The sequence below is a fragment of the Pseudoxanthomonas yeongjuensis genome (genome assembly GCF_010093345.1).
In the GTDB taxonomy this organism is placed as follows: Bacteria; Pseudomonadota; Gammaproteobacteria; order Xanthomonadales; family Xanthomonadaceae; genus Pseudoxanthomonas_A; species Pseudoxanthomonas_A yeongjuensis.
The window spans coordinates 91,369-113,371 of record NZ_PDWT01000007.1; the positions used below are offsets into that span (position 1 = coordinate 91,369).

The window sequence follows — 22,003 nt, forward strand, 5'->3', positions numbered from 1 at the left end:
GATGCGGAACGCATCGATGCCAAAGAAAGAGGGCGGCCGCCTTGACGGCGACCGCCCTCGATCCGGTCCTACGATTGGCGGATCAGAAGAACACGCGGACCCCGAACGACGCGCTGCGACCCGGCAGCATCACGCTGTCCTTGAGGAACGAGGTATGCACGCGCGCTGCCTCGTTGGTGAGGTTGCTGCCATCCAGGAACACTTCCCACGCCGTATCGTCGTTGTCGTGGTGCCAGGCCAGGTGCGCATCGACCAGGGTGTAGCCGGCGGTGGGCGTTTCGCCTGCGGCGACCTTGTCCTGCTTCTGGTAGCGGGTCGCGCCCAGCGAGGCGCGCCACGACGGGTTGGACCAACGCAGCTGGGTGCCGAAGCGCGACGGTGCGATGCGCGGCAGGTTGCCGCCGTCGGCCAGGGTGCCGCGCACGGTGTCGCCGAATACGCGCAGGTCCCAGGTCCCGGTTTCGTTGTCGGCCAGGTGGAAGGTGGCTTCGCCCTCGAAACCGTGGAAGCGCGCGTCGGCCTGGGTCCACTGGCGGATCGGCAGGTACTCGTCCTCCTCGTCCCAGTACCACTGCTCGCCGGTGTCGGCGATGTAGATGAAATCGTTGAAGCGGTTGTAATACGCGGAGAATTTCGCATCGACCCAGTCGTTCCGGTATTGCGCGCCTATTTCCAACTGGTTGGCCGCTTCTTTCCGCAGATCCGCGCTACCGATTTCATAGGCGAGGGTGGCGATGTGCGGGCCATCGGCGAACAATTCCTCCTCGACCGGCGCGCGTTCGGCGTGGTCCAGGTTGGCGGTCAGGCGCCAGCGTTCGTTCAACTTCCAGCCACCGCCCAGCGAGGCGCTGACCGGCTTGAAATCGCGCGAGGCTTGAGCTGCCGGGTCGTATTCGACCTTGTCGATGCGTGCGCCCAGGTCGAGTTGCAATGCATCCCACTGCTTGCGCGCAACGCCGAACAGGCCCAGCGAGCGCGTGTCGGTCCGCGGGACGAAGGATTCTTCGCCGATCGCTTCGAAGGTGGAAGCGCCGCCCTGCAAACCCGCCGCGGTCTGCCAGCCGTTGCCGAAAGCGAAGGAGGCTTCCACGCGGCCTTCGTTGGCCTGCTTGTTGAAGGTGGTGCCGACTTCCTCGCCTTCGAACTCGACGTGGCTGTAGTCGGTATGGCCGAAGCTGTAGCGCAGGCCGCTGCCTTCGCCCCAGGGAGCGGTCAATGCGCCTTTCAGGTCGTAGCGGTTCTGGCGCATGCGCAGCCACACGCCGCGTTCGCCCTCGGCGAGGTCGCCGGGTTCGCCGGGGTTGCCGTAATCGTCCTCGAAACGCGCAGCGGAAACACCGACGAAGCCCCAGTCGCCCAGCAGCGAACCGCCGACCGATCCGGTATGCGTGTCGATGAAGGAATTGGCCTGGCGGCCCTCTGGTGTGTCGTAGTCCCTGGCGTTGCGGTAGACCGCGTCGGCATGCAGCGCGAAGCGATCGTTGCCGCCGTCGATGCGGGCCATGGCGGTACTGCCGTCGCGGTCGCCGGCATCGAAGCGCGCTTCGGCACGGCCGCTGAAGCCATCGGCGATCGGCGCTTCGGGAATACGTCCGTCGACGACATTGACCACGCCGCCGATCGCGCCGCTGCCGTAGAGCAGGGTGGACGGACCCTTCAACACTTCGATCTGGTCCGCGAGGAACGATTCCACCGCAGGCGAGTGGTCCTGGCTGATGGTGGAGACGTCCTGGGTGGACAGGCCATTGCTGAGTACGGCGACGCGCGGGCCGTCCAGGCCGCGCAGGATCGGGCGGCCGACGCCCGGGCCGAAGTTGGAGCTCTGCACGCCGGGCAGGCTGGAGATGGTCTCGCCCAGGCTGGCGGCGCGGTCCTCGTCCAGACGTTCGCCGGCCAGTACTTCGGTCGGCTTGCTCAAGGCATCGGCGGAGTCGCGCAAGGGACTGGCGGTGACGACGACGCCGTCCAGGTCCTTCACATGGCGATCCCTGGAGTCCGCGTCGGTGTGGCGGGTGTCGGAGGGCGGCGAATCCAAGTCGGTGCCAGCAGCGCCCGCGCTGTCCGCGGTAGCGGCCCAGGAAAGCGCCGGGAGCGCCGTCGGGAACAGGATCAGGGCCAGGGCGAGAGTGAGCCTGCGGCGGAGGTGGGTCGGGCGTGGGGTCATGATGGGATCCGTGAGGGCTGGAGAATTCGAGACAGATGTTATAATATTTCATTCGTGAAATACGACCCGTCCCAAAAGTCATACTGATGCCCATGGATTTCCGCCTCCGCCGCCTGCTCGATCGTTTCGGCGCCACCGGTTCGATGATCTGCGCCGTGCACTGCGCGCTGACGCCACTGCTACTGGCGGCGATCCCCTCGTTAGGGCTGTCGAGATGGCTCGGAGATGGCTTCGAACGTGGTTTCGTCGTGTTCGTGACCGTGCTGGGCCTGTTCAGCCTGCTCTGGGGCTATCGCCGCCATCGTGCGTTCCGCGCGCTGAGCCTGCTGCTGGTCGGACTGGCGATCCTCTGGGCGGGGGCCTACTACCCGCCGTTGCATCATCAGGTAATCGTGCACGCCATCGTCATGACCCTGGGCGGCACCCTGGTGGGCCTGGCGCACGTGGTCAACCTGCGCCTCAACCACTGGCACGTACACGATGCCAGCTGTGCGCATTGAGGCCTGCGTGATAGGCTTTGCGGCCTCGCGCGCAAGGCGCAGCAATCGAATCAGGAGCAAACCATGGGTAAGGGTGATCGCAAGACCGCCAAGGGCAAGCGCACCAACGCTAGCTATGGCAATGCACGCAAGCATGCAGTGAAGGCCGCCGTGGGCGTCGCCGCCCCCGTCTCCAAGAAGACCATTACCAAGGCAGCGCCGGCGAAGAAGGCCGTGGCCAAGAAGACGGTGGCAAAAGCCGGCTGATCGGTTCGTTCCGGTCATGCACAAAACGCGACGCCTGGCGTCGCGTTTTCGTTTGCGGGGAATGCGTTGCAGACGCCTTGTCCCCGTAGGAGCGGGCCTTGTCCGCGATGCTCTTGCGCAATCTGACCGAAGGCACCCTGACCGAAGGGCATCGCGCCCAAGGGGCGCTCCTACAACAGCTTGCCTCCGTTGGCGTAGATCGCGGCGGGTGGATTGCCGCCCAGCCAATAGGCCAGCTCGGCCGGCTGGCGAATGCTCCAGCAGGCGAAGTCCGCGCGCATGCCCACGCGCAACACGCCACGATCACCCAGTCCCAATGCGCGCGCCGCGTTGATGGTGGCGCCGCGCAATGCTTCCTCCGGCGTCAGCCGGAAATGGGTGCAGGCCAGCGACATCGCCAGGCGCAGCGATTGCAGCGGGGAAGTGCCGGGATTGCAATCGGTAGCCACGGCCATCGGCACGCCATGCCGGCGGAAGGCGTCGAGCGGCGGCAACACGGTTTCGCGCAGGCAGTGGTACGCGCCCGGCAGCAGCACCGCGACGGTGCCGGTTGCGGCCATCGCCGCCACCCCGGCTTCGGAAGTGTGTTCGACATGGTCCGCCGACAGGCCGCCGAACTCCGCGACCAGCGACCCGCCGCCGCCATCGCTCAACTGGTCGGCGTGGAGCTTGACCGGCAGTCCCAGTGTCCGTGCCGCTTCGAACACGCGTCGCGTCTGCGCAGCGCTGAATCCGATGCGTTCGCAAAAAGCATCCACCGCATCCACCAGGCCTTCGTCGTGCAGGCGCGGCAGCCATCCGCAGACCGCATCGATGTACTCGTCCGCACGGCCCGCGAATTCCGGCGGCAGCGCATGCGCGCCGAGGAAGGTCGTGCGCACGGTGATGCCCAGTCCGTCGCCGATCCGCCGCGCCACCCGCAGCATCTTGCGTTCGTTGTCGAAGTCCAGGCCGTAGCCGGATTTGATCTCCAACGTGGTCACGCCGTCGTCGCGCAGGGCGCGGGCGCGGGGCAGGGACTGGTCGAACAGCTCGTCCTCGCTCGCGGCACGCGTGGCCAGCACGCTGGAAACGATGCCGCCGCCGTTGCGCGCGATTTCCTCGTAGCTCGCCCCTTGCAGGCGTTGCTCGAATTCGCCGGCGCGATCGCCGGCGAACACGGTATGGGTGTGGCAATCGATCAGGCCCGGGGCGATCCAGCCGCCTGCGGCCTCGATCACCTCATGGGCCAAGGTCGAAGCGGCTCCCGGCAATTGCGAGCGGGGACCAGCGTAGGCGATGAGGCCGTCGCGCCAGCCCAGCGCGGCGTCCTCGATGGTGCCGTAGCCGGCGTTACCTTCCAGCGTCGCCAGGCTGATGCCGGTGATCAACCCATCCCACAACGGTTCGAGATTCGTGCCCATGGCGCGATTGTAGACGCTGGCCAGTCGCGTTCCCGTGGGAGTCGGGCGAGAATGCGGGCATGAGCCAGACCCAAGCACCGCAGTTGTGGACACCTGAAGGCTGGGCGCGGGCGGCCATCGACGCCCTCCCCGCAGGCGCATGGATCGTCCCCGGCATCGCCAATCTGCATTCGCACGCCTTCCAGCGCGCCATGGCTGGACTGGCCGAGCGCCAGACCCATCCGCAGGACAGTTTCTGGACTTGGCGCGAAACCATGTACCGCTTCGCCGCGCGCATGGATCCGGACAGCACCTACGCGGTGGCCACGCAGTTGTACGCGGAAATGCTGGAAGCCGGCTACGCCAGCGTCTGCGAATTCCATTACCTGCACCACGCGCCCGATGGCCGTCCTTACGCCGATCCGGCGGCGATGTCGCGCGCTTTGATCGCCGCCGCGCGCGATACCGGCATCCGCATGACCCTGTTGCCGGTGCTGTACATGACCGGCGGTTTCGATGGGCGCGCGTTGTCGGCGCGCCAGCAGCGTTTCGGTCATGACGTCGAAGGATTCCTGCGCCTGCTGCAGACCTTGCGCGCGGAGGAAAACCCGTCGTTGCGCATCGGCTGCGCCTTCCACAGCCTGCGCGCGGTGCCAGAAGCGGCGATGCGCGAAGTGCTTGCGGCGCTGCCGGCGGACGCGCCGGTGCACCTCCACATCTCCGAACAGATCGGCGAAGTGCAGGATTGCCTCGCCTTGCGTGGCGCACGTCCGGTCGAGTGGCTGCAGCAGAATTTCGAGGTCGATCCGCGCTGGACGCTGGTCCATGCCACCCACCTGACCGAGACCGAAACCAGGCAGCTCGCCGCCAGCGGCGCCACCGTGGCGATCTGTCCGACCACCGAGGCGAACCTGGGCGATGGCCTGTTCCCGCTGCGCGCATACCTGGATGCGGGCGGCGCCTGGGGCATCGGTTCGGATTCGCATATCTCGGTGTCGCCGGTGGAGGAACTGCGCTGGCTGGAATATGGCCAGCGGCTGATCACCCGTCATCGCAACATCGCTGTCAACGAGGGCTCGACCAGTGTCGGCGAAACCCTGCTGCGCGGTGTGCATGCCAGCGCGTACCAGTCCACCGGCCAGGTAGGAGAAGGGGACTTTGTGGTCCTTGATACCGATGCCGCGATCTTCGCCGGCGTGAGGGAAGACGACGCCATCGACCGCTGGATATTCAGCGGCAACCGCAACGCGGTGCGTGAGGTCCGCGTCGCCGGCAAGCGCGTGGTCGCTGAGGGACGGCACGCTGATCGCGATGCGATTGCAGTGCGATACCGGCAGGTACTGCAGGCACTGCTCGCCGATTGAAAGCGAACATCTCTTTGTAGATCCGAGCTTGCTCGGATGCTCTGGCCTCAACGCGAAAAGCATCCGAGCAAGCTCGGATCCACGCCCCCAAGGAAGTCCCCTTGGGGGACAAAGATCAGGCCGTCAAATCAGCAGATCGCCTTGCGGCAATGCGCCTTCCAGTTCCAGCAGGAACTGCTTGGTCGGCAGGCCGCCGCCGAAACCGGTCAGCGAACCATCGGCGCCGATCACCCGATGGCAGGGCAGCACGATCGGCAACGGATTGCGCCCATTGGCCGCGCCCACCGCGCGCATCGCGGTCGGCTTGCCCACGCGCCGGGCGAGCTGCGCATAGCTGATGGTTTCGCCGTAGGGAATCGTGGCCAGGGTCCGCCACACCTCTTTCTGGAAGGTGGTGCCCTGCGGCGCCAGCGGCAGGTCGAAATCCCTGCGCTTGCCAGCGAAATACTCCTCCAACTGAGAACGCGCCGTGCGCAGTGCCGCATGGTCGCCTTCCTGCCAGTCCGGCAAGCGCGCCATGGGGTGCCGCGGGGAATGGAATTCGATCAGATGCAGGCCTTCGTCGCTGGCCGCAAGCAGCAACGGGTCTACCGGGCTGTCGATGTATTGGTAGAAGATCATCGGTAATTCCTGTATTGCGGCATGTTTGGGTGTGGAAGGTGTAGGAGCGACGTAAGTCGCGAAGCCATCCAAAGATTTCCTTCGCGACTCACGTCGCTCCTACGATAGAGCTCGCCGCTTTCGGCGCTGGCATCGAATCCTTCCATAACTGGATCACCGCATACGCGCGCCACGGCCGCCACGCTTCCGCGCGTGCGCTAAGCGCCTTCGCGGTCATCCGCGTATTGTCCGTCGGCACCGCCTTCTGCAGCACCAGGTCGTCGGCGGGGAACGCATCCGGATGACCGAGTGCGCGCATCGCGATGTAGTTCGCGGTCCACGGACCGATGCCGGGCAGGGCGACCCAGCGCGCGATGAATTCCTCGAGCGTACGTTCGCTGCGGAAGTCCACGTGGCCGTCCCGCACCGCGCGCGCGACCGTGCGCACCGTGTCGGCGCGGGTGCGGGTCAGGCCGATACGGCTCAGGTCGGCATCGGCCAGCGCATCGGGCGTGGGGAAAAGGTGCTGGTGGCCCGGTGCGAATTCCATGGGCAGGGCTTCACCGAATTGCTGCGCCAGCCTGGCGGTGAAAGTGCGCGCGGCCGCGACGCTGACCTGCTGGCCGATGACCGCGCGCATCGCGATCTCGAAGCCGTCCCAGCCGCTGGGCAGGCGCAGGCCGGGACGCTTCTTCAGCAAGGGGCGCAAACGCTTGTCGCGCGACAAAGCGGAAGCGATCGCATCCGGATCCGCATCCAGGTCGAACATGCGCCGCAGGCGGTTGACCACATCCAGCAGACGCGTTGGGGCGACATCGCGCAGTTCCAGTTTCAAGGCATGTTCACCGCCGGGCCATGCGCTGACCCGCAGCCAGCCCGGCGTCGGCGCAGGCCCGATCACGCGCGCATATCCGTGCTCGTCCACCTGCTCCACGCCCGGTAGGGCGCGGCCGCGCAGGAAATCCAGCATGGCGGTGAAATCGTAAGGCGGGCGATAACCCAGGCGCAGGGTCATCACCCCTTCCTGCGAGGCGAGCGGTCGCCGGCGCAGGTCGCGGGGCGCCATCCGGTACGCATCCAGGAACGTAGCGTTGAAACGGCGCAGGCTGCCGAAACCCGAGGCCAGCGCGACTTCGGTGATAGGCAACGTGGTCTCGGTCAGCAGTTGCTTGGCGAACAACAGGCGGCGCGTGCCATGCACGCCGATCGGCGCAGCGCCCAGGCGGTCCACGAACAGCCGTCGCAACTGCCGCTCGCCGATGCCCACGCGTCCGGCCAATGCCGACAGCGGCTGATCGGCGAGCATGCCCTGATCGATCAGCTTCAACGCGCGCGCCACGACTTCGTCGCCGCGCCGCCATGCGCCATCGCCGGGCGACAGTTCCGGGCGGCAACGCAGGCAGGGGCGGAAACCGGCGGCTTCGGCCGCCGCGGCATTGCCGTAATAGGCGATGTTGGAAGGCTTGGGCGCAGGCGCCGGGCAGACCGGGCGGCAATAGATGCCGGTGCTTTTGACCGCGGTGAAGAACAGCCCGTCGAAGCGCGCATCGCGACTCAGCCGTGCCTGTTCGCAGACACGCAGGTCGGGCAGGGAGGTCTTGGTGTCGAGGGCCATGGCGGCAGGTTAGCACCGCGTCACGGGTCGGACTCGCCGTTTTCGGACATCAATGCTGCGGGTGGGCTGCAATCTTGGTTGCAGGAGCGACGCAAGTCGCGATGGAGCATCGTTGATGCCGATTTCGCGACTTGCGTCGCTCCTACATCGCCTACATCGCCTGCATCGGCCGCAGCGCCGGTAGCAGCGGCGCGATATCGCCATCGTTCGCGCGAGCCGGGATGCCCAGCAACCGGATCATCAACGGATACACATCGACATTGTCGAATGCCGGGATCACCACGCCCTTGCGGAAGGCAGGGCCATGGGCAATGAAGGCCGCGCGCATCGACGGCAGCGATGGATCGTAGCCATGCGAACCGCGGCTGGCATCAGGCGCACGCTTGGCCAGCGTTGCGGCAGGCAGTGCATCCCAGCCTTCGTCCATCTGGCAGATGATCGGCGGCACGCGCGGATTGCTGCCGTAATGCCATTGCGGCGGCAACTCGCCCTTGCGCCAGCATCGATAATGGTCGTGGCGGCCGAGCAGTCGCAGTTCCACCGCCTGCGTGCGTCCTTCGCGCGGGGCGATGCCGATCGACTGGCCGACGCTGATCACCGCCGCATCGGCCATCGGTACTACTTCTTCCACCGCGATCGCGTGGCCCGGCGCCACCGTGGCCATGCCATGGTCGGAAACCACGATCAGGTTGATCCGGTCCAGCAAGCCGTTGCGGGCGAGCGCATCGAGCAGGCGGCCGATCGCCCCGTCCACTTCACGCACGGCCGCGCGCGTCTGCGGGGCATCCGGGCCGTGATCGTGGCCGGCGTCATCCACCATTTCCAGGTAAAGCGCAGTAAAGCGCGGGCGCGTGGCTGTAGGCTCTTGCAGCCACGCGGCGACCTCATCGACGCGCCGTGCGGCAGAAATGGATTCGTCGTACGGCTTCCAGCGAGTCGGCCGCACGCCATCGATTTCCGCCGCGCTGCCCGGCCAGGCCCAGATTGCGGTGGGCAGGTGTGCTTTTTCCGCGCCGACCCAGATCGGTTCGGCCCGCCACCAGCGGCCATCGCCCACGGCTCCCAGGTCGGCGACCCTGAAATCGCCGAGCCCATTTTCGCGCATGGTGTTGTGGACCACGCCGTGGTGGTCCGGACGCAGGCCGGTGACCAGGGTGAAATGGTTGGGGAAGGTCAGCGCGGGATAGGACGGATTCATCCATTCGGCGCGGACGCCGTCGCCAGCCAGGCGATCCAGGTTCGGCGTATCGCCCTTGCCCAGGTAATCGGCGCGCAGGGCATCGATGGAAATCAGCATCAGCGGCGCGGGTTCGACGAGGGTGGCAACAGTCGAAGGCCGGGGCGATGTGGTCGAGCAGGCCGCCAGAAAAAGCAAAGCGGCTGGCCACGCGGCCCTGAACAATAAGCGGAGCATAGGCATTCGTTGCAAGTATCGTTGGATCCAAGCTTGGCAGACTCCGGAGTATCGCGCATGACACCGCTTCCCCGTATCGCTTGCATCGCTGCGTTGGCGCTGTACTCGACCGCGATATCGAGCACTGAAGTCCTGGCATCGCCGGACTTGCCGCGCTGCCAGGTCTGGCAACGCGAACTCGGCTTCGCCAAATCGGTCGCCGATCATGATCCGGTCGCCTTCGCCGGTTACCTCGCCGTCAATGCGGCCTTCGGCGTGAGTCGGGAACCCACCGTCGGGCGCGAAGCGGTGACCCGGGAATGGCAGGGCATCATCGACGGCAGCGCGTTGAAGCTGGAGTGGTACCCGGCCGTGGTCACGATCGGTGGCGATGGCAGGACCGCCTATTCCAGCGGTCCCGCGCTGTACCAGGATCCGAAGACCGGAGCCTATCGCCATGGACGCTACGGTTCCGTGTGGCAACGCGAAGCGGATGGCGAATGGCGGATGATCTTCGACGACGGCATCCGCCCGGAGCCTGCCGATGCCGCTGCGGTGCAGGCTTTCCGCGAGGGTAGCGGCAAGTCCTGTCCGGCGGGCTGACGCGGTTCTGAATGCCGCGCCGGAAGGTTGCGACGGGTACAGTGCGACGGGCGTATAAACAATGCATTCCGCATAACGCCGCGTTTGTTCCGCGGGCAGGAGATCCCGATGAAACGTCTTGTCTTTTCCCCCTTGCTACTGGGCCTGGCTTTCGCAGCCGTGGCGCAGACGCCAGCCCCGATTCCGGTTGAAACAGCCGCTCCGCAGACATCCACGGTCCCGGCCAGCGATGCCGCTCGGCCTGCTTCGAAGGATGAAGTCACCCGGAAGGATGATGTCGCCAAGAAGGACGAAGTCTCCGACCGCAGCTGCCTGAAGGAAACCGGCTCGCGCCTGGCGCCGCGCCCCGACAACAAGGGCCGCAAATGCGTCAACGCCACCGGCCGTTCCTACACCAAGGACGATCTGGACAGGACCGGCGCCATCGACCTGAGTGATGCGTTGCGCCGGCTGGATCCTGCGGTGCATTGATCGCAATGGACTTTTGACTGCAACGCCCGGCCTTGCCGGGCGTTTTCCATTACGGCTTCAGCAACGCGTCGAGATTCCCGCCGCGTAACGCAGGCCGCGCCGCAACTGGGCGAGGAATACGGGATCCTCGTACAACTTGATCTCGTGTCCCAGCCCTGTGTACCAGGCGCGTCCGCCGTCGAAGGCATGGCACCAGGCGATTGGATGGTCCGCGCCCATGCTGCCGCCGTCGTAATCGGCTTCCTGCACCGTGGCCAGCACCTGCACCCGCCCGCGCGGGTTGCTGCGGTAGTTGTACAGCTCGTCGGTCACCGTCCAGTCTTTCGGCGCCTCGACGTCCTCGCCTTCGAACAGCACCCGCGAGGTCTGCAATCCCGGTGGGTGGCTTTTGAACCATGCGCCCACCAGTTCGCCATACCAGGGCCAGTCGTATTCGGTGTCCGCGGCGGCATGGATGCCCATGAATCCGCCGCCGGCGCGCACGAAGCCTTCCATCGCCGCCTGCCGCTCCGCGTCCAGCACGTCCAGGGTGGTGTTGGCGAACACCACCGCCTGGTAGCGCGTCAGGTCCCGGGCGTTGAAATCGTGCGCATCCTCGCTGTGGTCGACCTGCATGCCTTCCTGCGCGCCCAGACGTTGCAACGCAGCAACCGCGGTGGGAATGGAATCGTGGCGCCAGCCGGTGGTCTTGGTGAACACCAGCACGCGCGCCCGCGGCGCCATGCTCGCGCTGGCCTGCACGCACAGGGCCAGCAACAGGATCGACAGCAGGATCAGGGCAGGGCGGCGCATGCGGCCAAGTCTGCCATGCGCACCGCCCCCGTGGGAGCGCCGTCCCGGCGCGAGCTTTTGCCTTGTTGGCCAGGGAAGAGCTCGCGCCGGGACGGCGCTCCCACCGATAATGGCCCATCGCCTGCATCAGGATTCCCGCAATGTCCGATCCCCGCCACGACCCCTCCCGCGTCATCCGTGCCCCGCGCGGCACCGAACTCAGCTGCAAGTCCTGGCTCAGCGAGGCGCCGTACCGGATGCTGCAGAACAACCTGGATGCGGAAGTGGCCGAGGATCCGACCTCGCTGGTGGTCTACGGCGGCATCGGCCGCGCCGCGCGCGACTGGGCCTGCTACGACGCGATCCTGGAGTCGCTGCGCAAGCTCGAGGACAACGAGACCCTGCTGGTCCAATCCGGCAAGCCGGTCGGCGTGTTCCCCACCCATGCGGATGCGCCGCGCGTGCTGATCGCCAATTCCAACCTGGTGCCGCACTGGGCCACCTGGGAGCACTTCAACGAACTCGATAAAAAGGGTTTGATGATGTACGGGCAGATGACCGCCGGCAGCTGGATCTATATCGGCAGCCAGGGCATCGTCCAGGGCACCTACGAGACCTTCGTGGAAATGGGCCGCCAGCACTACAACGGCAGCCTGAAAGGGAAGTGGATCCTCACCGCCGGCCTCGGCGGCATGGGCGGCGCGCAGCCGCTGGCGGCGACGCTGGCCGGCGCCTGCAGCCTCAACATCGAGTGCCAGCAGAAGAGCATCGACATGCGCCTGCGCACGCGCTACGTGGACGAGCAGGCCGTCGACCTGGACGACGCGCTGGCCCGTATCCGCAAGTACACTGCGGCCGGCGAGGCCAAGTCCATCGCCCTGCTCGGCAACGCGGCCGAGATCCTGCCGCAGCTGGTGCGCCTGGGCGTGCGCCCGGACGCGGTCACCGACCAGACCAGCGCGCACGATCCGGTGCACGGCTACCTGCCCATCGGCTGGACCGTGGAGCAGTGGCTGCTGGAACAGAAGACCCACCCGCAGAAGGTCCGCGATGCGGCGAAGCAATCCATGCGCGTGCATGTGGAGGCGATGCTGGAATTCGGGAAGCAGGGCATTCCCGTTTTCGATTACGGCAACAACATCCGGCAGATGGCCTTCGACGAGGGCTGCAAGAACGCGTTCGATTTCCCCGGTTTCGTCCCGGCCTACGTGCGGCCGTTGTTCTGCCGCGGCGTGGGTCCATTCCGCTGGGTCGCGTTGAGCGGCGATCCGGAGGACATCTACAAGACCGATGCGAAGGTGAAGGAACTGATCCCCGACGACGAGCACCTGCACCGCTGGCTGGACATGGCCCGCGAGCGGATCAGTTTCCAGGGCCTGCCGGCGCGGATCTGCTGGGTCGGCTTGGGCCAGCGCCACAAGCTGGGTCTGGCCTTCAACGAGATGGTCCGCAACGGCGAGTTGAAGGCGCCGGTGGTGATCGGCCGCGACCATCTGGACAGTGGCAGTGTGGCTTCGCCCAATCGCGAGACCGAGGCGATGAAGGACGGCAGCGATGCGGTCAGCGACTGGCCGCTGTTGAATGCGATGTTGAACGTGGCCGGCGGGGCGACCTGGGTGTCATTGCACCACGGCGGCGGAGTGGGCATGGGCTACTCGCAGCACTCGGGGGTGGTGATCGTCTGCGATGGCACCGCCGAAGCGGACAAGCGCCTCGCACGGGTGTTGTGGAACGACCCGGGCACCGGGGTGATGCGGCATGCGGATGCGGGGTATGAGATTGCGAAGGAGTGTGCGCGGGAGCAGGGGTTGAAGTTGCCGATGGCATGACCGGCAACCCACATAATCCACTAGCATGGCGCTCTAATGCCGGAGTCAAGGGGGAGTAGGACGATGGGCAAGCGCGTTACCTCATGGATGTTTTGCATTCTGGTGGCAACTGGTCCTGCTGGTTGCGGTATCCAACCTGCCGCAGAGGAGAGCAGGCGCGAAACAGAAAATCCGGTCGTGTGGAGCGTACAAGCGCATACCGCTAGAGCGGATCGGAGACCGCCTTCCACGGGCATGATGGCATTGAGCGACTCCGTGAAGGTCACTACCTCACCAAGCATCGCTCAGTGGGGTTTCAGGCCACACAGACAATACCTGCATCGGACGAATCTTGAAGTGGACCCTATCGGTGTTGGGGTGGCGATATACGATGACGTCGTCTCCGGGGATTTCAACGGCGATGGCAGGACCGACTTGGTCGCGCTGGCCAACCAGAATTTCGTGGACCTGATCCTGCAGACTTCGAGCGGCACGCTCGCGGCGCCGATCACTTTTTCCGCTGGCGTCATCAACTATTCCACAGCGAAATTGATCGTCGTTGATGATTTCAATGAAGACGGGATCAAGGATGTAGCGTTTGATACGGTAAGCGATGACGGATATCGGGGCGGCGTGGGATTGCTGTTGTCCCGGGCCGGTCAGGTTCCTTCGTTCAAGCAGGGCTACCCGGCATTGGCCTACATGTCTTGCGATTCGCCTGGCGATTGGACCAGCCTCGACGTAGATGGTGATGGCCATAAGGATATCGTCGTAGCTGGTGGCTGCCCGGAGCATCTCAATGCTTCACAGGGGAGCTGCAATAGTAATTATTGCTTGATCTACCAAGTCCTGCATGGCGATGGGCGCGGGAATTTTGGTCGCCCGACGTATGCCATAGCGGAGGGATTGGAGGGAGGGATGTCCGAAATTATGGTGGAAGATGTCAACCGCGACGGATTGCTCGATCTGGTGTTTGTCGGGACAGAATCAGACCCGTACGCTGGCAGCGTACGGGTCGCTTATCGCCTTCCCGGCGGCGGACTGAGTCCGCTACATGAATTGCATGCGCTGTTGGGCAATCTGACCAGCGAGACACATATCATCTTCGGTGATGTTGATGGGGACAAACGCCGGGACACGGTAAGCGGGGACGAAATCCATTTGAGGAATGCCGATGGAACGTTCGGCGAAGCGCTCGGTCTCGCCATGAATTTCAGCTATCCCATTACACCGTTCATTGCAGACTTCAATGGGGATGGACTGGACGATCTGGTGAACCACCAATTCGAGGATTTCGACTTGATTCCCTACCTTGCCGTATACCTCGGCAAGGGTGGCGACCTGAATCCACCGATCCGGTTTTACGACCCGAATCCAGACTGGGGCCATGCTTTCAAGGTTTCGTACGATCGATATCCCTACGCGGCAGGCGACTTCAATCAGGATGGCTGTCTCGATCTGGCGATAGCGGTCGGCTACGATGGGCTTGCGATTCTTGACGGTGTTAATTGCATCCCGCGCCCGCGAAGGCTCACCGGGGGAAATTTACCGCCTCGCCGCTTGTAGTGACGTAGCCCGGACTTCATTCGGCGGGCTTGAGCCCGCCCTATGGTTCCTGTCCGGATATCGGTTATCCATCTGAATCCTGGATTGGTTTCTGGGACCCTCCAGTTCGATGCTCGGAACCCCCAAGTTCGATGCTCGGAACCCTCCGGTTCGATTCCGGAACTCTCCAGTTCGATGCTCGGAACCCTCCGGTTCGTTTCCAGAACCTTCCAGTTCGATGTTCGGGACCCTCCGGTTCGATTCCCGGAATCCCCCGATTCAGGCCCCGTAGGTCGGGCTTCTGGCCCCGGAGGCTGGCAGTCGCACGCCGGTTTTCTCGAATACTCCAAGGTCCCCCATCCTCGGAGTTTCCCCACATGCGCAAGCCACGTCGTTACCTCGCCATCGGCGCCCTGTCCGCCGCGCTCGCCTCGCTGGTCGCCTATGCGGCGCAGCCGTCCCTGCAACGTGCCCTTTCGACCCCGCACGCCGCGGCGGCCGCGACGGATCGCCCGCAGTCGCTGTCGCCAGCCAGGCCGAACACGGCGAGGCCCCCGGTCGGGAACCCGATTCCACTTCCGCCCCTGCCTCCGCTGCCCGGGACGCCCACCCGGGAGGAAGTGGGCGATCCCGACTCGTTCGGTCGCCCGCTGAAATGGCTGGGTGTGACGCAAGCTGACATCCACCTGAGCGAGGACTGCTCGCTGCCGGAGCACCAGTACGAGGGCTCGCACTGCGAGCAGACGTTGCCAGCGCAGACGACGTCCTTCAGCTTCCACGACACCGCCAGCATCACCCTGCCGGGCAACGCCGCGCACTCGCTGCTGTGCTACTGGTTCTCGCCGTACATTGGACTTGCCTACGTAAATCCGGGCGCGGAGCCGGTGACCGCGTCGCTGGTCTACCGGCCGCGGTTGACGATCGAGAGCGAAGTGCTGCGTGATCCCTCCCTGGTGGATCCGAGCACGGGCCAGCCCTTCGGCGGCAGGCTGAGCACGGCCATGACTTCGGGCGAGCAACTCAATGCGACGTTGTTGGGATCCGAGCAGAGGTACGAGACCCAGCGTGACTCGAACGTCTGCATCGCCGGCTTCCTGACCAGGCGGAACCTGGTCGAGGGATATGGTCTGACCGAGACCCAGGCAGAGCAGGTGTTCCGGAAGCCGATGACGATCCGCCTGGATGTCAGCGGCAGCGCCCGCTACATACCCGAGGCGTCCCTGACGTTCGGGCTGCGCATCGTCGGCGATTGATCGATTCGCCTCTCAAGCCGCTGGCGCAGCAATTCCGGTGTAAACGCCGACCGCTTCGTGCATCAGCGCCGGGGCGCTCCATCGCTCGGCATCGCGTGGTCCCGATTGCGCCAGCCTGGCGCGCAGTTCGGGCTGCCGCAGCACCTGGGCCACGTGGCTGGCGAAGGCTTCGACGTCCTCCGCACTGACGACTGCGCTGGCGGCATCGCGCAGCACCGTCGCGGTGCCCATCACCGCGGTGGACACGATGGGGACGCCCAGGGCCATGGCTTCGATCAGGACCAGGCCCTGGGTTTCGGTGGGGGAGGCGAAGACGAAGGCATCGGCGCTGCGGTAGCAGTCCAGCAGGGTGGTGCGGCGATCGAGGTTGCCGAAGAAGCGGACGTGGGATTCCAGGTGCAGCGAAGTGGTGAGGGACTTGAGGCGGGCGGCGTCGGGACCTTCGCCGGCGACCAGGAACAGCAACTGGGGGAAGTCAGGCACCAGCCGGCGCACGACCTGCAGCAGGAAATCGATGTTCTTCTCCATCGCCAGGCGGCTGACCGTCAGCAGCACGGGACGGTCGGAGGCGATGCCGTGGGCCTGGCGGAAAGCCTGGCCATCGCCGCCAGCGAATTCGCGCAGGTCGATGCCGGTGGGTAGCACGGTGGAAGGCGTGTCCACGCCGTAGGCGCGCAGCACGTCGACCATCTCAGCGGTGGGGACGATCAGGTGATCGATCTCCCCACACAACTTGCGCGAGGCCCGGCGCGCTGCGGATTTCAGCAGCCGCGCGGGCAGCCAGGGCAGGTAGTGCGCGGCGTATTCCTCGAAATAGGTGTGATAGGTCTCCACGACCCGCAGCCCGCGCGCGCGACGCAGGCGGACGCCGAGTTTGTGGGCGCGAAACGGGGTGTGGACGTGGACCACGTCCCAGTCGCGCACCGACAGCGCATCGAAGGCCTCGCGCAACGCGCGCGAGGTGATCAGCCGGTCCTCGGGGTCGAAGAAAATCGTGCGTGCGGGCAGACGGATGACCTCGAAATGGATGCCGAACTCGGCGTCGAAAGCCCGCTGGGCATCGCTGCCGCCGTAATCGGGCGCCACCAGGGTGACGCGATGGCCCATCTCCAGCAACGCGCCGACGTAAGTACGGATCGAGGTCGAGACGCCGTTGACCCGCGGGAAGTAGACGTCGGACAGCATCAGCACGTGCATCGGCACCTCGGCGTATAGGGCGGGTCCACGGCACTCCGTGGGCATGTGACAGACAATGCCCTGCCTGCATGGAAGTTATGTGACTGCCACGCGGTGATCGCCTCGTAGGTCGGACTTCATGCGGCGAGCTTGAGCCCGTCTATGGATGTTGGGGTTCGTGGATTCATAGGGTGGGCCCCGGCCCACCGCATGGGGCATGGGCGTCGGGGAAGGTGAGGCGCATTCCACTTGCCGGCAATTTCCTGCGTCGTTCCACGGCTTATGCCGATGGGGTCGGATGCACGGCATGGCCATTGTTGCTGCATGCCCAACTATCGCCGCGTGTGGGTGCCGGGTGGCACCTTCTTCTTCACCGTGGACCTGCTGTAGCGGCGCAACCGCCATTTACTGGTCGAGCGCGTCGATCTGCTGCGGGCCGCCTTCCGCGACGCGCAATGCGCACGGCCGTTCCATGTGGTCGCTATCGTCGTACTGCCCGAACACCTGCATTGCCTGTGGCGGTTGCCCGAAGGCGATGCCGATAACGCGGATCGCTGGGCACGCATCAAGTCCGGATTCTCGCGTCGGCTGCCGAAGACGGAGCGTCGTTCCGATGTCCGCATCGCCAAACGCGAGCGCGGCATCTGGCAACGTCGTTTCTGGAAACACATGATCATGGATGAAACCGACCTGCAGAATCATTTCGACTACATCCACTTCAACCCGGTCAAGCATGGATACGTAGCCCGGGCGGTGGGTTGGCCTTATTCCTCGTTGCGCCGGTACATCGACTCCGGTGAACTTGCCGAAGATCGGGCTTGCGATCCTGATGTCGGTATTCGGCGGGCTGGAGCCCGCCCTATGGGTGGCGGGGATTCATAGGGTGGGCCCTGGCCCCCTGCGTGGGGCTACTACTTCACCCGCGTATCCGTCGCCACCCAGTTGACCTCCCAGGTCTTGCCGCCGTCGTCGGAAAACGCCTGCTCGAAGCGGATCGCATCGGCGTCGAGCGGGGTGATCACGAAGCGGACGAATACCGCGCGGCCTTCGAAGTCTTCCTGGTCGTAGAACTCTCCGCGACCATCGACGAACCCGCCGATCGTCGGCTGTCCCAATGTCCCACCGCGGCTGCTGGCGAAGTTGAGGCTCCATTGCCGTGACTGCGGGTTGTACAGGCGCAGGTTCAGGCCCTCGAAATGGCCGGCCGGGCCGTCGGCCGACAGCTCGACCAGGTTGGCGCGGCCATCCCAGACCTTGCGTACGGTGGTGATGCCCTCGTACTCCGCCCACTCGTCCGATTCCGACAGTGGATGCACCAGCCGCTTCAGATGCGTCTTCCACGTGCCGATCTGGAAATCGAAATCGTGCTGTCCATCGCGCATCGGCTTTACCTCGGTTTTGGCATCTTGCACCGCCTGCGCGGAGAGGTGCGCGACCGGCAAACAGAACAACCCCATGACCGCGATCCATGGCATCAACGCACGGCAAAGGCCCGGCATGGCATCCTCCATCTCTATTGGTTGAGCGAACGCTAGAGGCATCCATGTCCAACGACAAGACCGCACCTGCAGGTGCGTATCCGCTTGCGAAGTCCCATCCGCTCGCCGACTGTCCGCTGCATGCGGCCTTCAGCACGGTCGGCGGCAAATGGAAGCTCACGATCGTGTATTGGCTCGCCCGCGAGACCCATCATTTCTCCGCATTGCTGCGCCGCGTCGCGCCGATCTCGCACAAGGTCTTGACCGAACAGCTGCGCGAACTGGAGGCCGACGGACTGGTCGAGCGTTTGGAGACCGGGCCGGTGCCCGCACTGGTGCAATACCGCCTGAGTGATTACGGTCGCACGGTCCTGCCGCTGGTCGAGAACGCCCGGGTCTGGGGCCTGGCGCATCTGCAACGCACACGTGGCGCGGACATGGCGCCACCGGTGGCACTGGGTTGTGCGGAGACGCTTTCGACCAGAATCAATTGTCCCTGACACCACTTCGTGAAGGTCGGCGCCTGGCTTTGCATGCCGTTCGCCTTGTCGAACGGATAGCCGTCGACCAGGAACGGCAGGCCGTCGCGCGCGGTTTCGTACTTCTTCCACAGGTCCCAGCACAGCTGCGCCTCGGGATCGGGCTTGTCGTAGTCGAAGCCCGCTTCCTCAAGCTGTAACTGGGTATCGTCCTTCATGCACCGTACCGGCTGGATCGTCCGCTGAATCCGCTGCAGAGGCGCTTTCCCGAGATCGTGCGCCGCTCGCCGGGCCGGCCTGAACACGCCGGCCGTCCGGTTCGAGGCGAAAGCACCCACAACCTTTGGTTATACCTCGTGCCTGTTTTTTCAATGGAGGCTTTCGCTTGCATGTGCCTATGCTCGGGCAGGGGGTTTTGATGGAGGAGCGAATGTTCGACCGAAACGTCACGACCATGCGCAGGACCGGCTCGCAGGGCATCGCCGCACCGCAGCGGTTGGTGCCGAGGTCGACCTGTTCTTCCGGCAAGTCTTCCGGCAGGCGAGCGAAACGCTCACCTCGCCAGGATCGCATGCCAGACCTCATTCATCGCTTGACCAAAAATCGTGCGTCCGCTTCGGCTGGCGGCATCTTGTTGCAACAAAACACTCGGGGAGAGTTGTCATGAACAAGCGTCCTGGCCGGATCGTTCCGACCTTACTGACTGCCGCGGTATTGCTGGCACTTACCAACCTCGCGGCGGCACAGGACGCCGACCCGCCGGTACCGTCCGATTCGACCAGCGCGACCGCCAAAAAAACGACCGGGGCGACGAACCTGGATACGGTGGTGGTGACCGGCACGCGTGCCGGCAACCGCACGGTCAACGAGTCGCTGACGCCGATCGACGTGATTTCGGTCGAGGCGCTGCTGCAGACCGGCACGATCGACCTGGCCCAGGCCCTCGAGCGCGCCATTCCCTCGCTGAACTTCCCGTTTGCGCCCGCCTCGGACACGTTCGCGTTCCAGCGACCTTTCGAAATGCGCGGCCTGTCGCCGGACCAGGTACTGGTGCTGGTGGACGGCAAGCGCTGGCATCCCGGTGCGCTGGTGCTGAGTCTCGGCCAGATCGGCCAGGGTTCGCAGGGCATCGATCTCAATACGATCCCGATGTCCGCCATCGACCACATCGAAGTGATGCGTGACGGCGCCTCCGCCCAGTACGGCTCGGACGCGCTCGCCGGCGTGGTCAACATCATCCTGAAGAAGGGTGCCGAGGGCGGCGACGTCCAGCTTACCGGCGGCCAGTATTCCGCTGGCGATGGCGAGCAATGGCAGGGAGCGGGCAACTTCGGCGTCCCGCTCGGCGGCGACAAGGGCTGGCTGCGCGTCACCGCGGAGAGCAGCAACCAGAATCCCAGCAACCGCGCAGGCGTCGATCGCCGACCGGGGCTGGCCCATCTGGGCGTGAAATTCCACTACGGCACCGTGAAGTTCAGGAACGATAATCTCTTCCTCAACGCGCAGTACGACATCACCCCCGGCGTGCAGTTCTATGGGTACGGGCATGTCGGCCGGCGCGTCGGCGAGCCGCGGGGGTTCTACCGCTACGGCACCAACACGCCGTATCCGCGCCATCCGCTGATCGCACAGGTCTATCCGGACGGCTTCCTGCCGAGGGAACACGGCGAGTCGACGGATCGCTCGCTGGTGGCCGGATTGCGTGGCGAGGTGAACGGCTGGTACTGGGACCTGAGCGGCAACTACGGCAACAACCGCGTGTCGTACAGCACGCTGGACTCCACCAACTTCGCCATGCTGAATGATTTCGGCAGCAGTCCGACCGATTTCCACGATGGCATCCTTTCCGCCTCGCAACAGACCGTCGACCTCGACATCTCCAGGGAGATCGGCGCCAACCGGCTGGCCCATCCGCTGACGCTGTCGTTCGGCGCGCAGTACCTGCGGCAGGCCTACGAAGTACGCTCCGGCGATCCCTCCTCCTACTATGTCGGTACGTCCGGCGTCCCCGGCGGCGCCCAGGGTTTTGCCGGCTGGGGCCCGCAGGACGAGATCTCGGTGGACAGGCACAACGTCGCCGAGTATGTGCAACTGGAAGGCAACCTGACGGACCGGTTCAGTTTTTCCGCGGCCGCGCGCCACGAGGATTACTCGGACTTCGGCACCGCGAATTCCGTGGCGTTGTCGGGCCGCTTCGACTTCACCGACACGTTCGCGCTGCGTGGCAGCGCCTCCACCGGCTTCCGTGCACCCGGACTGGGCCAGCAGCACTATTCCGAAACCACCTCCGCGGCAGTGGGTCCCGGCAACTCGCTCGGACTGCCGCCGGGCATCTACCTGCGCGGACTGGTGCCGGTGGACAACCCGATTGCCCGGCTGCTCGGCAGCGAGCCGCTGGAAGCGGAAAAAGCCCGCAACTTCACCTTCGGCGCGGTGTGGAATCCGACCGACAGGTTGAGCATCTCCGCCGACGTCTACCAGATCACCGTGCGTGACCGCATCGCCCTGTCGAGCTCGCTGTCGCTCTCGACGCCGGAGGTCATCGCCTACCTGGCCGACAACGGCATCACCAACCTGCAATACCAGGGCCTGGCGTATTTCACCAACGCCGGCACCGTCAAGACCCAGGGCATCGACCTGGTGACCAGCTATCGCATGCCGGTCGGCGACAACGGTTCGCTGTCATCCACGCTCAGCTATGGCTACCACAAGAACGAGGTCACCGACGTCAAGCCGAACCCCCCCGTGCTCGACTCGCTGGGGCTGATCTTCCAGCGCCTCAACCGCAGCGCCATCAAGGGCCTGCTTGCCGACACGGCGCCGCGCAGCAAGCTGATCCTCAATGAAACCTACACGACCGGCAACTGGGGTTTCAACGGCACGCTGACCCGCTACGGCCGCATCACCTCGTACGGTTCGATCAGCTCCGTGGATGACGACGTGTATCCGAGCAAATGGCTGCTCGACCTGGCGGCGAGCTACAGCCACGACCGCTGGACGTTCACGCTCGGCGGCGACAACGTGCTCGACACCTATCCGAAGAGGGCGCCGCAAGACAGCGACCAGAATGGCGCCTTCCCGTACTCGTCCAGTTCGCCGTTCGGCTTCCAGGGCGCGTATCTGTACGGAAAAGTCCGCTACAGCTGGTAAAGCCG

At 65.1% G+C, this 22,003-nt stretch carries 19 protein-coding genes; 11 read left to right on the forward strand and 8 right to left on the reverse strand.

The window, feature by feature from the left end:
* Nucleotides 1-82: 82 nt before the first annotated feature.
* Nucleotides 83-2,164 carry a TonB-dependent receptor gene (locus tag CSC74_RS15090; protein ID WP_162315317.1) on the reverse strand — a complete coding sequence of 694 codons (2,082 nt, stop codon included), beginning with the start codon at nucleotides 2,162-2,164 and terminating at the stop codon, nucleotides 83-85.
* Between the two features lie 86 nt (nucleotides 2,165-2,250).
* Between CSC74_RS15090 and CSC74_RS15095 the strand changes: the two genes are divergently transcribed.
* Together CSC74_RS15095 and CSC74_RS15100 are read left to right on the forward strand one after the other, a co-directional pair.
* Nucleotides 2,251-2,664 (forward strand): MerC domain-containing protein, encoded by a 414-nt coding sequence (locus CSC74_RS15095; protein WP_162315318.1) that lies wholly within the window; start codon nucleotides 2,251-2,253, stop codon nucleotides 2,662-2,664.
* A 63-nt stretch (nucleotides 2,665-2,727) separates the two neighbouring features.
* On the forward strand, nucleotides 2,728-2,910 hold the full coding sequence (locus CSC74_RS15100; protein WP_162315319.1) for a 30S ribosomal protein THX: 183 nt from the start codon (nucleotides 2,728-2,730) through the stop codon (nucleotides 2,908-2,910).
* A 170-nt stretch (nucleotides 2,911-3,080) separates the two neighbouring features.
* Here CSC74_RS15100 and hutI read toward each other — a convergent pair whose 3' ends face one another.
* The gene (hutI, locus tag CSC74_RS15105; protein ID WP_162315320.1) at nucleotides 3,081-4,313 is read right to left on the reverse strand and encodes an imidazolonepropionase; all 1,233 of its coding nucleotides are present in this window, start codon (nucleotides 4,311-4,313) and stop codon (nucleotides 3,081-3,083) included.
* Between the two features lie 59 nt (nucleotides 4,314-4,372).
* Between hutI and CSC74_RS15110 the strand changes: the two genes are divergently transcribed.
* Nucleotides 4,373-5,656, forward strand: a complete 1,284-nt coding sequence (locus CSC74_RS15110; RefSeq protein ID WP_162315321.1) for a formimidoylglutamate deiminase — start codon at nucleotides 4,373-4,375, stop codon at nucleotides 5,654-5,656.
* Nucleotides 5,657-5,779: 123 nt separating this feature from the next.
* Here the strand turns inward: CSC74_RS15110 and CSC74_RS15115 are convergent, their stop codons facing one another.
* From CSC74_RS15115 to CSC74_RS15125, 3 genes are all read right to left on the reverse strand, one after another.
* Complete coding sequence (locus CSC74_RS15115; protein WP_162315322.1) at nucleotides 5,780-6,277, reverse strand: methylated-DNA--[protein]-cysteine S-methyltransferase; 498 nt, start codon at nucleotides 6,275-6,277, stop codon at nucleotides 5,780-5,782.
* Between the two features lie 88 nt (nucleotides 6,278-6,365).
* On the reverse strand, nucleotides 6,366-7,871 hold the full coding sequence (locus tag CSC74_RS15120) for a DNA-3-methyladenine glycosylase 2 family protein (protein WP_162315323.1): 1,506 nt from the start codon (nucleotides 7,869-7,871) through the stop codon (nucleotides 6,366-6,368).
* 151 nt (nucleotides 7,872-8,022) lie between these two features.
* Nucleotides 8,023-9,285 (reverse strand): alkaline phosphatase family protein, encoded by a 1,263-nt coding sequence (locus CSC74_RS15125; protein ID WP_425501468.1) that lies wholly within the window; start codon nucleotides 9,283-9,285, stop codon nucleotides 8,023-8,025.
* A 57-nt stretch (nucleotides 9,286-9,342) separates the two neighbouring features.
* On the opposite strand from CSC74_RS15125, the gene CSC74_RS15130 reads away from it, so the two are divergent.
* Together CSC74_RS15130 and CSC74_RS15135 are read left to right on the forward strand one after the other, a co-directional pair.
* The gene (locus CSC74_RS15130; RefSeq protein WP_162315325.1) at nucleotides 9,343-9,867 is read left to right on the forward strand and encodes a YybH family protein; all 525 of its coding nucleotides are present in this window, start codon (nucleotides 9,343-9,345) and stop codon (nucleotides 9,865-9,867) included.
* Between the two features lie 108 nt (nucleotides 9,868-9,975).
* Entirely contained in the window at nucleotides 9,976-10,338 is a 363-nt protein-coding gene (locus CSC74_RS15135) for a hypothetical protein (protein WP_162315326.1), read from the forward strand.
* Between the two features lie 57 nt (nucleotides 10,339-10,395).
* On the opposite strand, the gene CSC74_RS15140 is transcribed toward CSC74_RS15135, so the two are convergent.
* Nucleotides 10,396-11,130, reverse strand: coding sequence for a ThuA domain-containing protein (locus CSC74_RS15140; RefSeq protein ID WP_162315327.1), 735 nt, complete (start codon nucleotides 11,128-11,130; stop codon nucleotides 10,396-10,398).
* A gap of 140 nt (nucleotides 11,131-11,270) precedes the next feature.
* Between CSC74_RS15140 and hutU the strand changes: the two genes are divergently transcribed.
* The 3 genes from hutU (at nucleotide 11,271) to CSC74_RS15155 (ending at nucleotide 15,715) form a co-directional block, all read left to right on the forward strand.
* Nucleotides 11,271-12,938 carry a urocanate hydratase gene (gene hutU, locus CSC74_RS15145; RefSeq protein WP_162315328.1) on the forward strand — a complete coding sequence of 556 codons (1,668 nt, stop codon included), beginning with the start codon at nucleotides 11,271-11,273 and terminating at the stop codon, nucleotides 12,936-12,938.
* A 63-nt stretch (nucleotides 12,939-13,001) separates the two neighbouring features.
* Entirely contained in the window at nucleotides 13,002-14,483 is a 1,482-nt protein-coding gene (locus CSC74_RS15150) for an FG-GAP repeat domain-containing protein (protein ID WP_162315329.1), read from the forward strand.
* Nucleotides 14,484-14,839: 356 nt separating this feature from the next.
* Nucleotides 14,840-15,715, forward strand: coding sequence for a hypothetical protein (locus CSC74_RS15155; protein ID WP_162315330.1), 876 nt, complete (start codon nucleotides 14,840-14,842; stop codon nucleotides 15,713-15,715).
* A gap of 12 nt (nucleotides 15,716-15,727) precedes the next feature.
* On the opposite strand, the gene CSC74_RS15160 is transcribed toward CSC74_RS15155, so the two are convergent.
* On the reverse strand, nucleotides 15,728-16,912 hold the full coding sequence (locus tag CSC74_RS15160) for a glycosyltransferase (RefSeq protein WP_162315331.1): 1,185 nt from the start codon (nucleotides 16,910-16,912) through the stop codon (nucleotides 15,728-15,730).
* A 408-nt stretch (nucleotides 16,913-17,320) separates the two neighbouring features.
* Between CSC74_RS15160 and CSC74_RS17785 the strand changes: the two genes are divergently transcribed.
* A complete protein-coding gene (locus CSC74_RS17785) occupies nucleotides 17,321-17,773 on the forward strand; it encodes an REP-associated tyrosine transposase (RefSeq protein WP_425501470.1) in 453 nt (150 codons plus the stop codon).
* 29 nt (nucleotides 17,774-17,802) lie between these two features.
* On the opposite strand, the gene CSC74_RS15170 is transcribed toward CSC74_RS17785, so the two are convergent.
* Nucleotides 17,803-18,348: a DUF1579 domain-containing protein gene (locus CSC74_RS15170; protein ID WP_246193299.1), complete on the reverse strand. Its 546-nt coding sequence runs from the start codon at nucleotides 18,346-18,348 to the stop codon at nucleotides 17,803-17,805.
* Between the two features lie 86 nt (nucleotides 18,349-18,434).
* Between CSC74_RS15170 and CSC74_RS15175 the strand changes: the two genes are divergently transcribed.
* Complete coding sequence (locus tag CSC74_RS15175; RefSeq protein WP_162315333.1) at nucleotides 18,435-18,869, forward strand: winged helix-turn-helix transcriptional regulator; 435 nt, start codon at nucleotides 18,435-18,437, stop codon at nucleotides 18,867-18,869.
* Between the two features lie 642 nt (nucleotides 18,870-19,511).
* Nucleotides 19,512-21,998, forward strand: coding sequence for a TonB-dependent receptor plug domain-containing protein (locus CSC74_RS15180; RefSeq protein ID WP_162315334.1), 2,487 nt, complete (start codon nucleotides 19,512-19,514; stop codon nucleotides 21,996-21,998).
* Nucleotides 21,999-22,003: the final 5 nt, after the last annotated feature.

Bases quoted from the DNA above. Each gene is read 5' to 3' on its own strand.
- CSC74_RS15170 (WP_246193299.1), bottom strand. From the start codon at position 18,348: ATGGGGTTGTTCTGTTTGCCGGTCGCGCACCTCTCCGCGCAGGCGGTG.
- CSC74_RS15140 (WP_162315327.1), bottom strand. From the start codon at position 11,130: ATGCGCCGCCCTGCCCTGATCCTGCTGTCGATCCTGTTGCTGGCCCTG.
- CSC74_RS15130 (WP_162315325.1), top strand. From the start codon at position 9,343: ATGACACCGCTTCCCCGTATCGCTTGCATCGCTGCGTTGGCGCTGTAC.
- hutI (WP_162315320.1), bottom strand. From the start codon at position 4,313: ATGGGCACGAATCTCGAACCGTTGTGGGATGGGTTGATCACCGGCATC.
- CSC74_RS15100 (WP_162315319.1), top strand. From the start codon at position 2,728: ATGGGTAAGGGTGATCGCAAGACCGCCAAGGGCAAGCGCACCAACGCT.
- CSC74_RS15115 (WP_162315322.1), bottom strand. From the start codon at position 6,277: ATGATCTTCTACCAATACATCGACAGCCCGGTAGACCCGTTGCTGCTT.
- CSC74_RS15125 (WP_425501468.1), bottom strand. From the start codon at position 9,285: ATGCTCCGCTTATTGTTCAGGGCCGCGTGGCCAGCCGCTTTGCTTTTT.
- CSC74_RS15090 (WP_162315317.1), bottom strand. From the start codon at position 2,164: ATGACCCCACGCCCGACCCACCTCCGCCGCAGGCTCACTCTCGCCCTG.
- CSC74_RS15110 (WP_162315321.1), top strand. From the start codon at position 4,373: ATGAGCCAGACCCAAGCACCGCAGTTGTGGACACCTGAAGGCTGGGCG.
- CSC74_RS15175 (WP_162315333.1), top strand. From the start codon at position 18,435: ATGTCCAACGACAAGACCGCACCTGCAGGTGCGTATCCGCTTGCGAAG.
- CSC74_RS15095 (WP_162315318.1), top strand. From the start codon at position 2,251: ATGCCCATGGATTTCCGCCTCCGCCGCCTGCTCGATCGTTTCGGCGCC.
- CSC74_RS15120 (WP_162315323.1), bottom strand. From the start codon at position 7,871: ATGGCCCTCGACACCAAGACCTCCCTGCCCGACCTGCGTGTCTGCGAA.
- CSC74_RS15150 (WP_162315329.1), top strand. From the start codon at position 13,002: ATGGGCAAGCGCGTTACCTCATGGATGTTTTGCATTCTGGTGGCAACT.
- hutU (WP_162315328.1), top strand. From the start codon at position 11,271: ATGTCCGATCCCCGCCACGACCCCTCCCGCGTCATCCGTGCCCCGCGC.
- CSC74_RS15160 (WP_162315331.1), bottom strand. From the start codon at position 16,912: ATGCACGTGCTGATGCTGTCCGACGTCTACTTCCCGCGGGTCAACGGC.
- CSC74_RS15155 (WP_162315330.1), top strand. From the start codon at position 14,840: ATGCGCAAGCCACGTCGTTACCTCGCCATCGGCGCCCTGTCCGCCGCG.
- CSC74_RS15135 (WP_162315326.1), top strand. From the start codon at position 9,976: ATGAAACGTCTTGTCTTTTCCCCCTTGCTACTGGGCCTGGCTTTCGCA.
- CSC74_RS15180 (WP_162315334.1), top strand. From the start codon at position 19,512: ATGAACAAGCGTCCTGGCCGGATCGTTCCGACCTTACTGACTGCCGCG.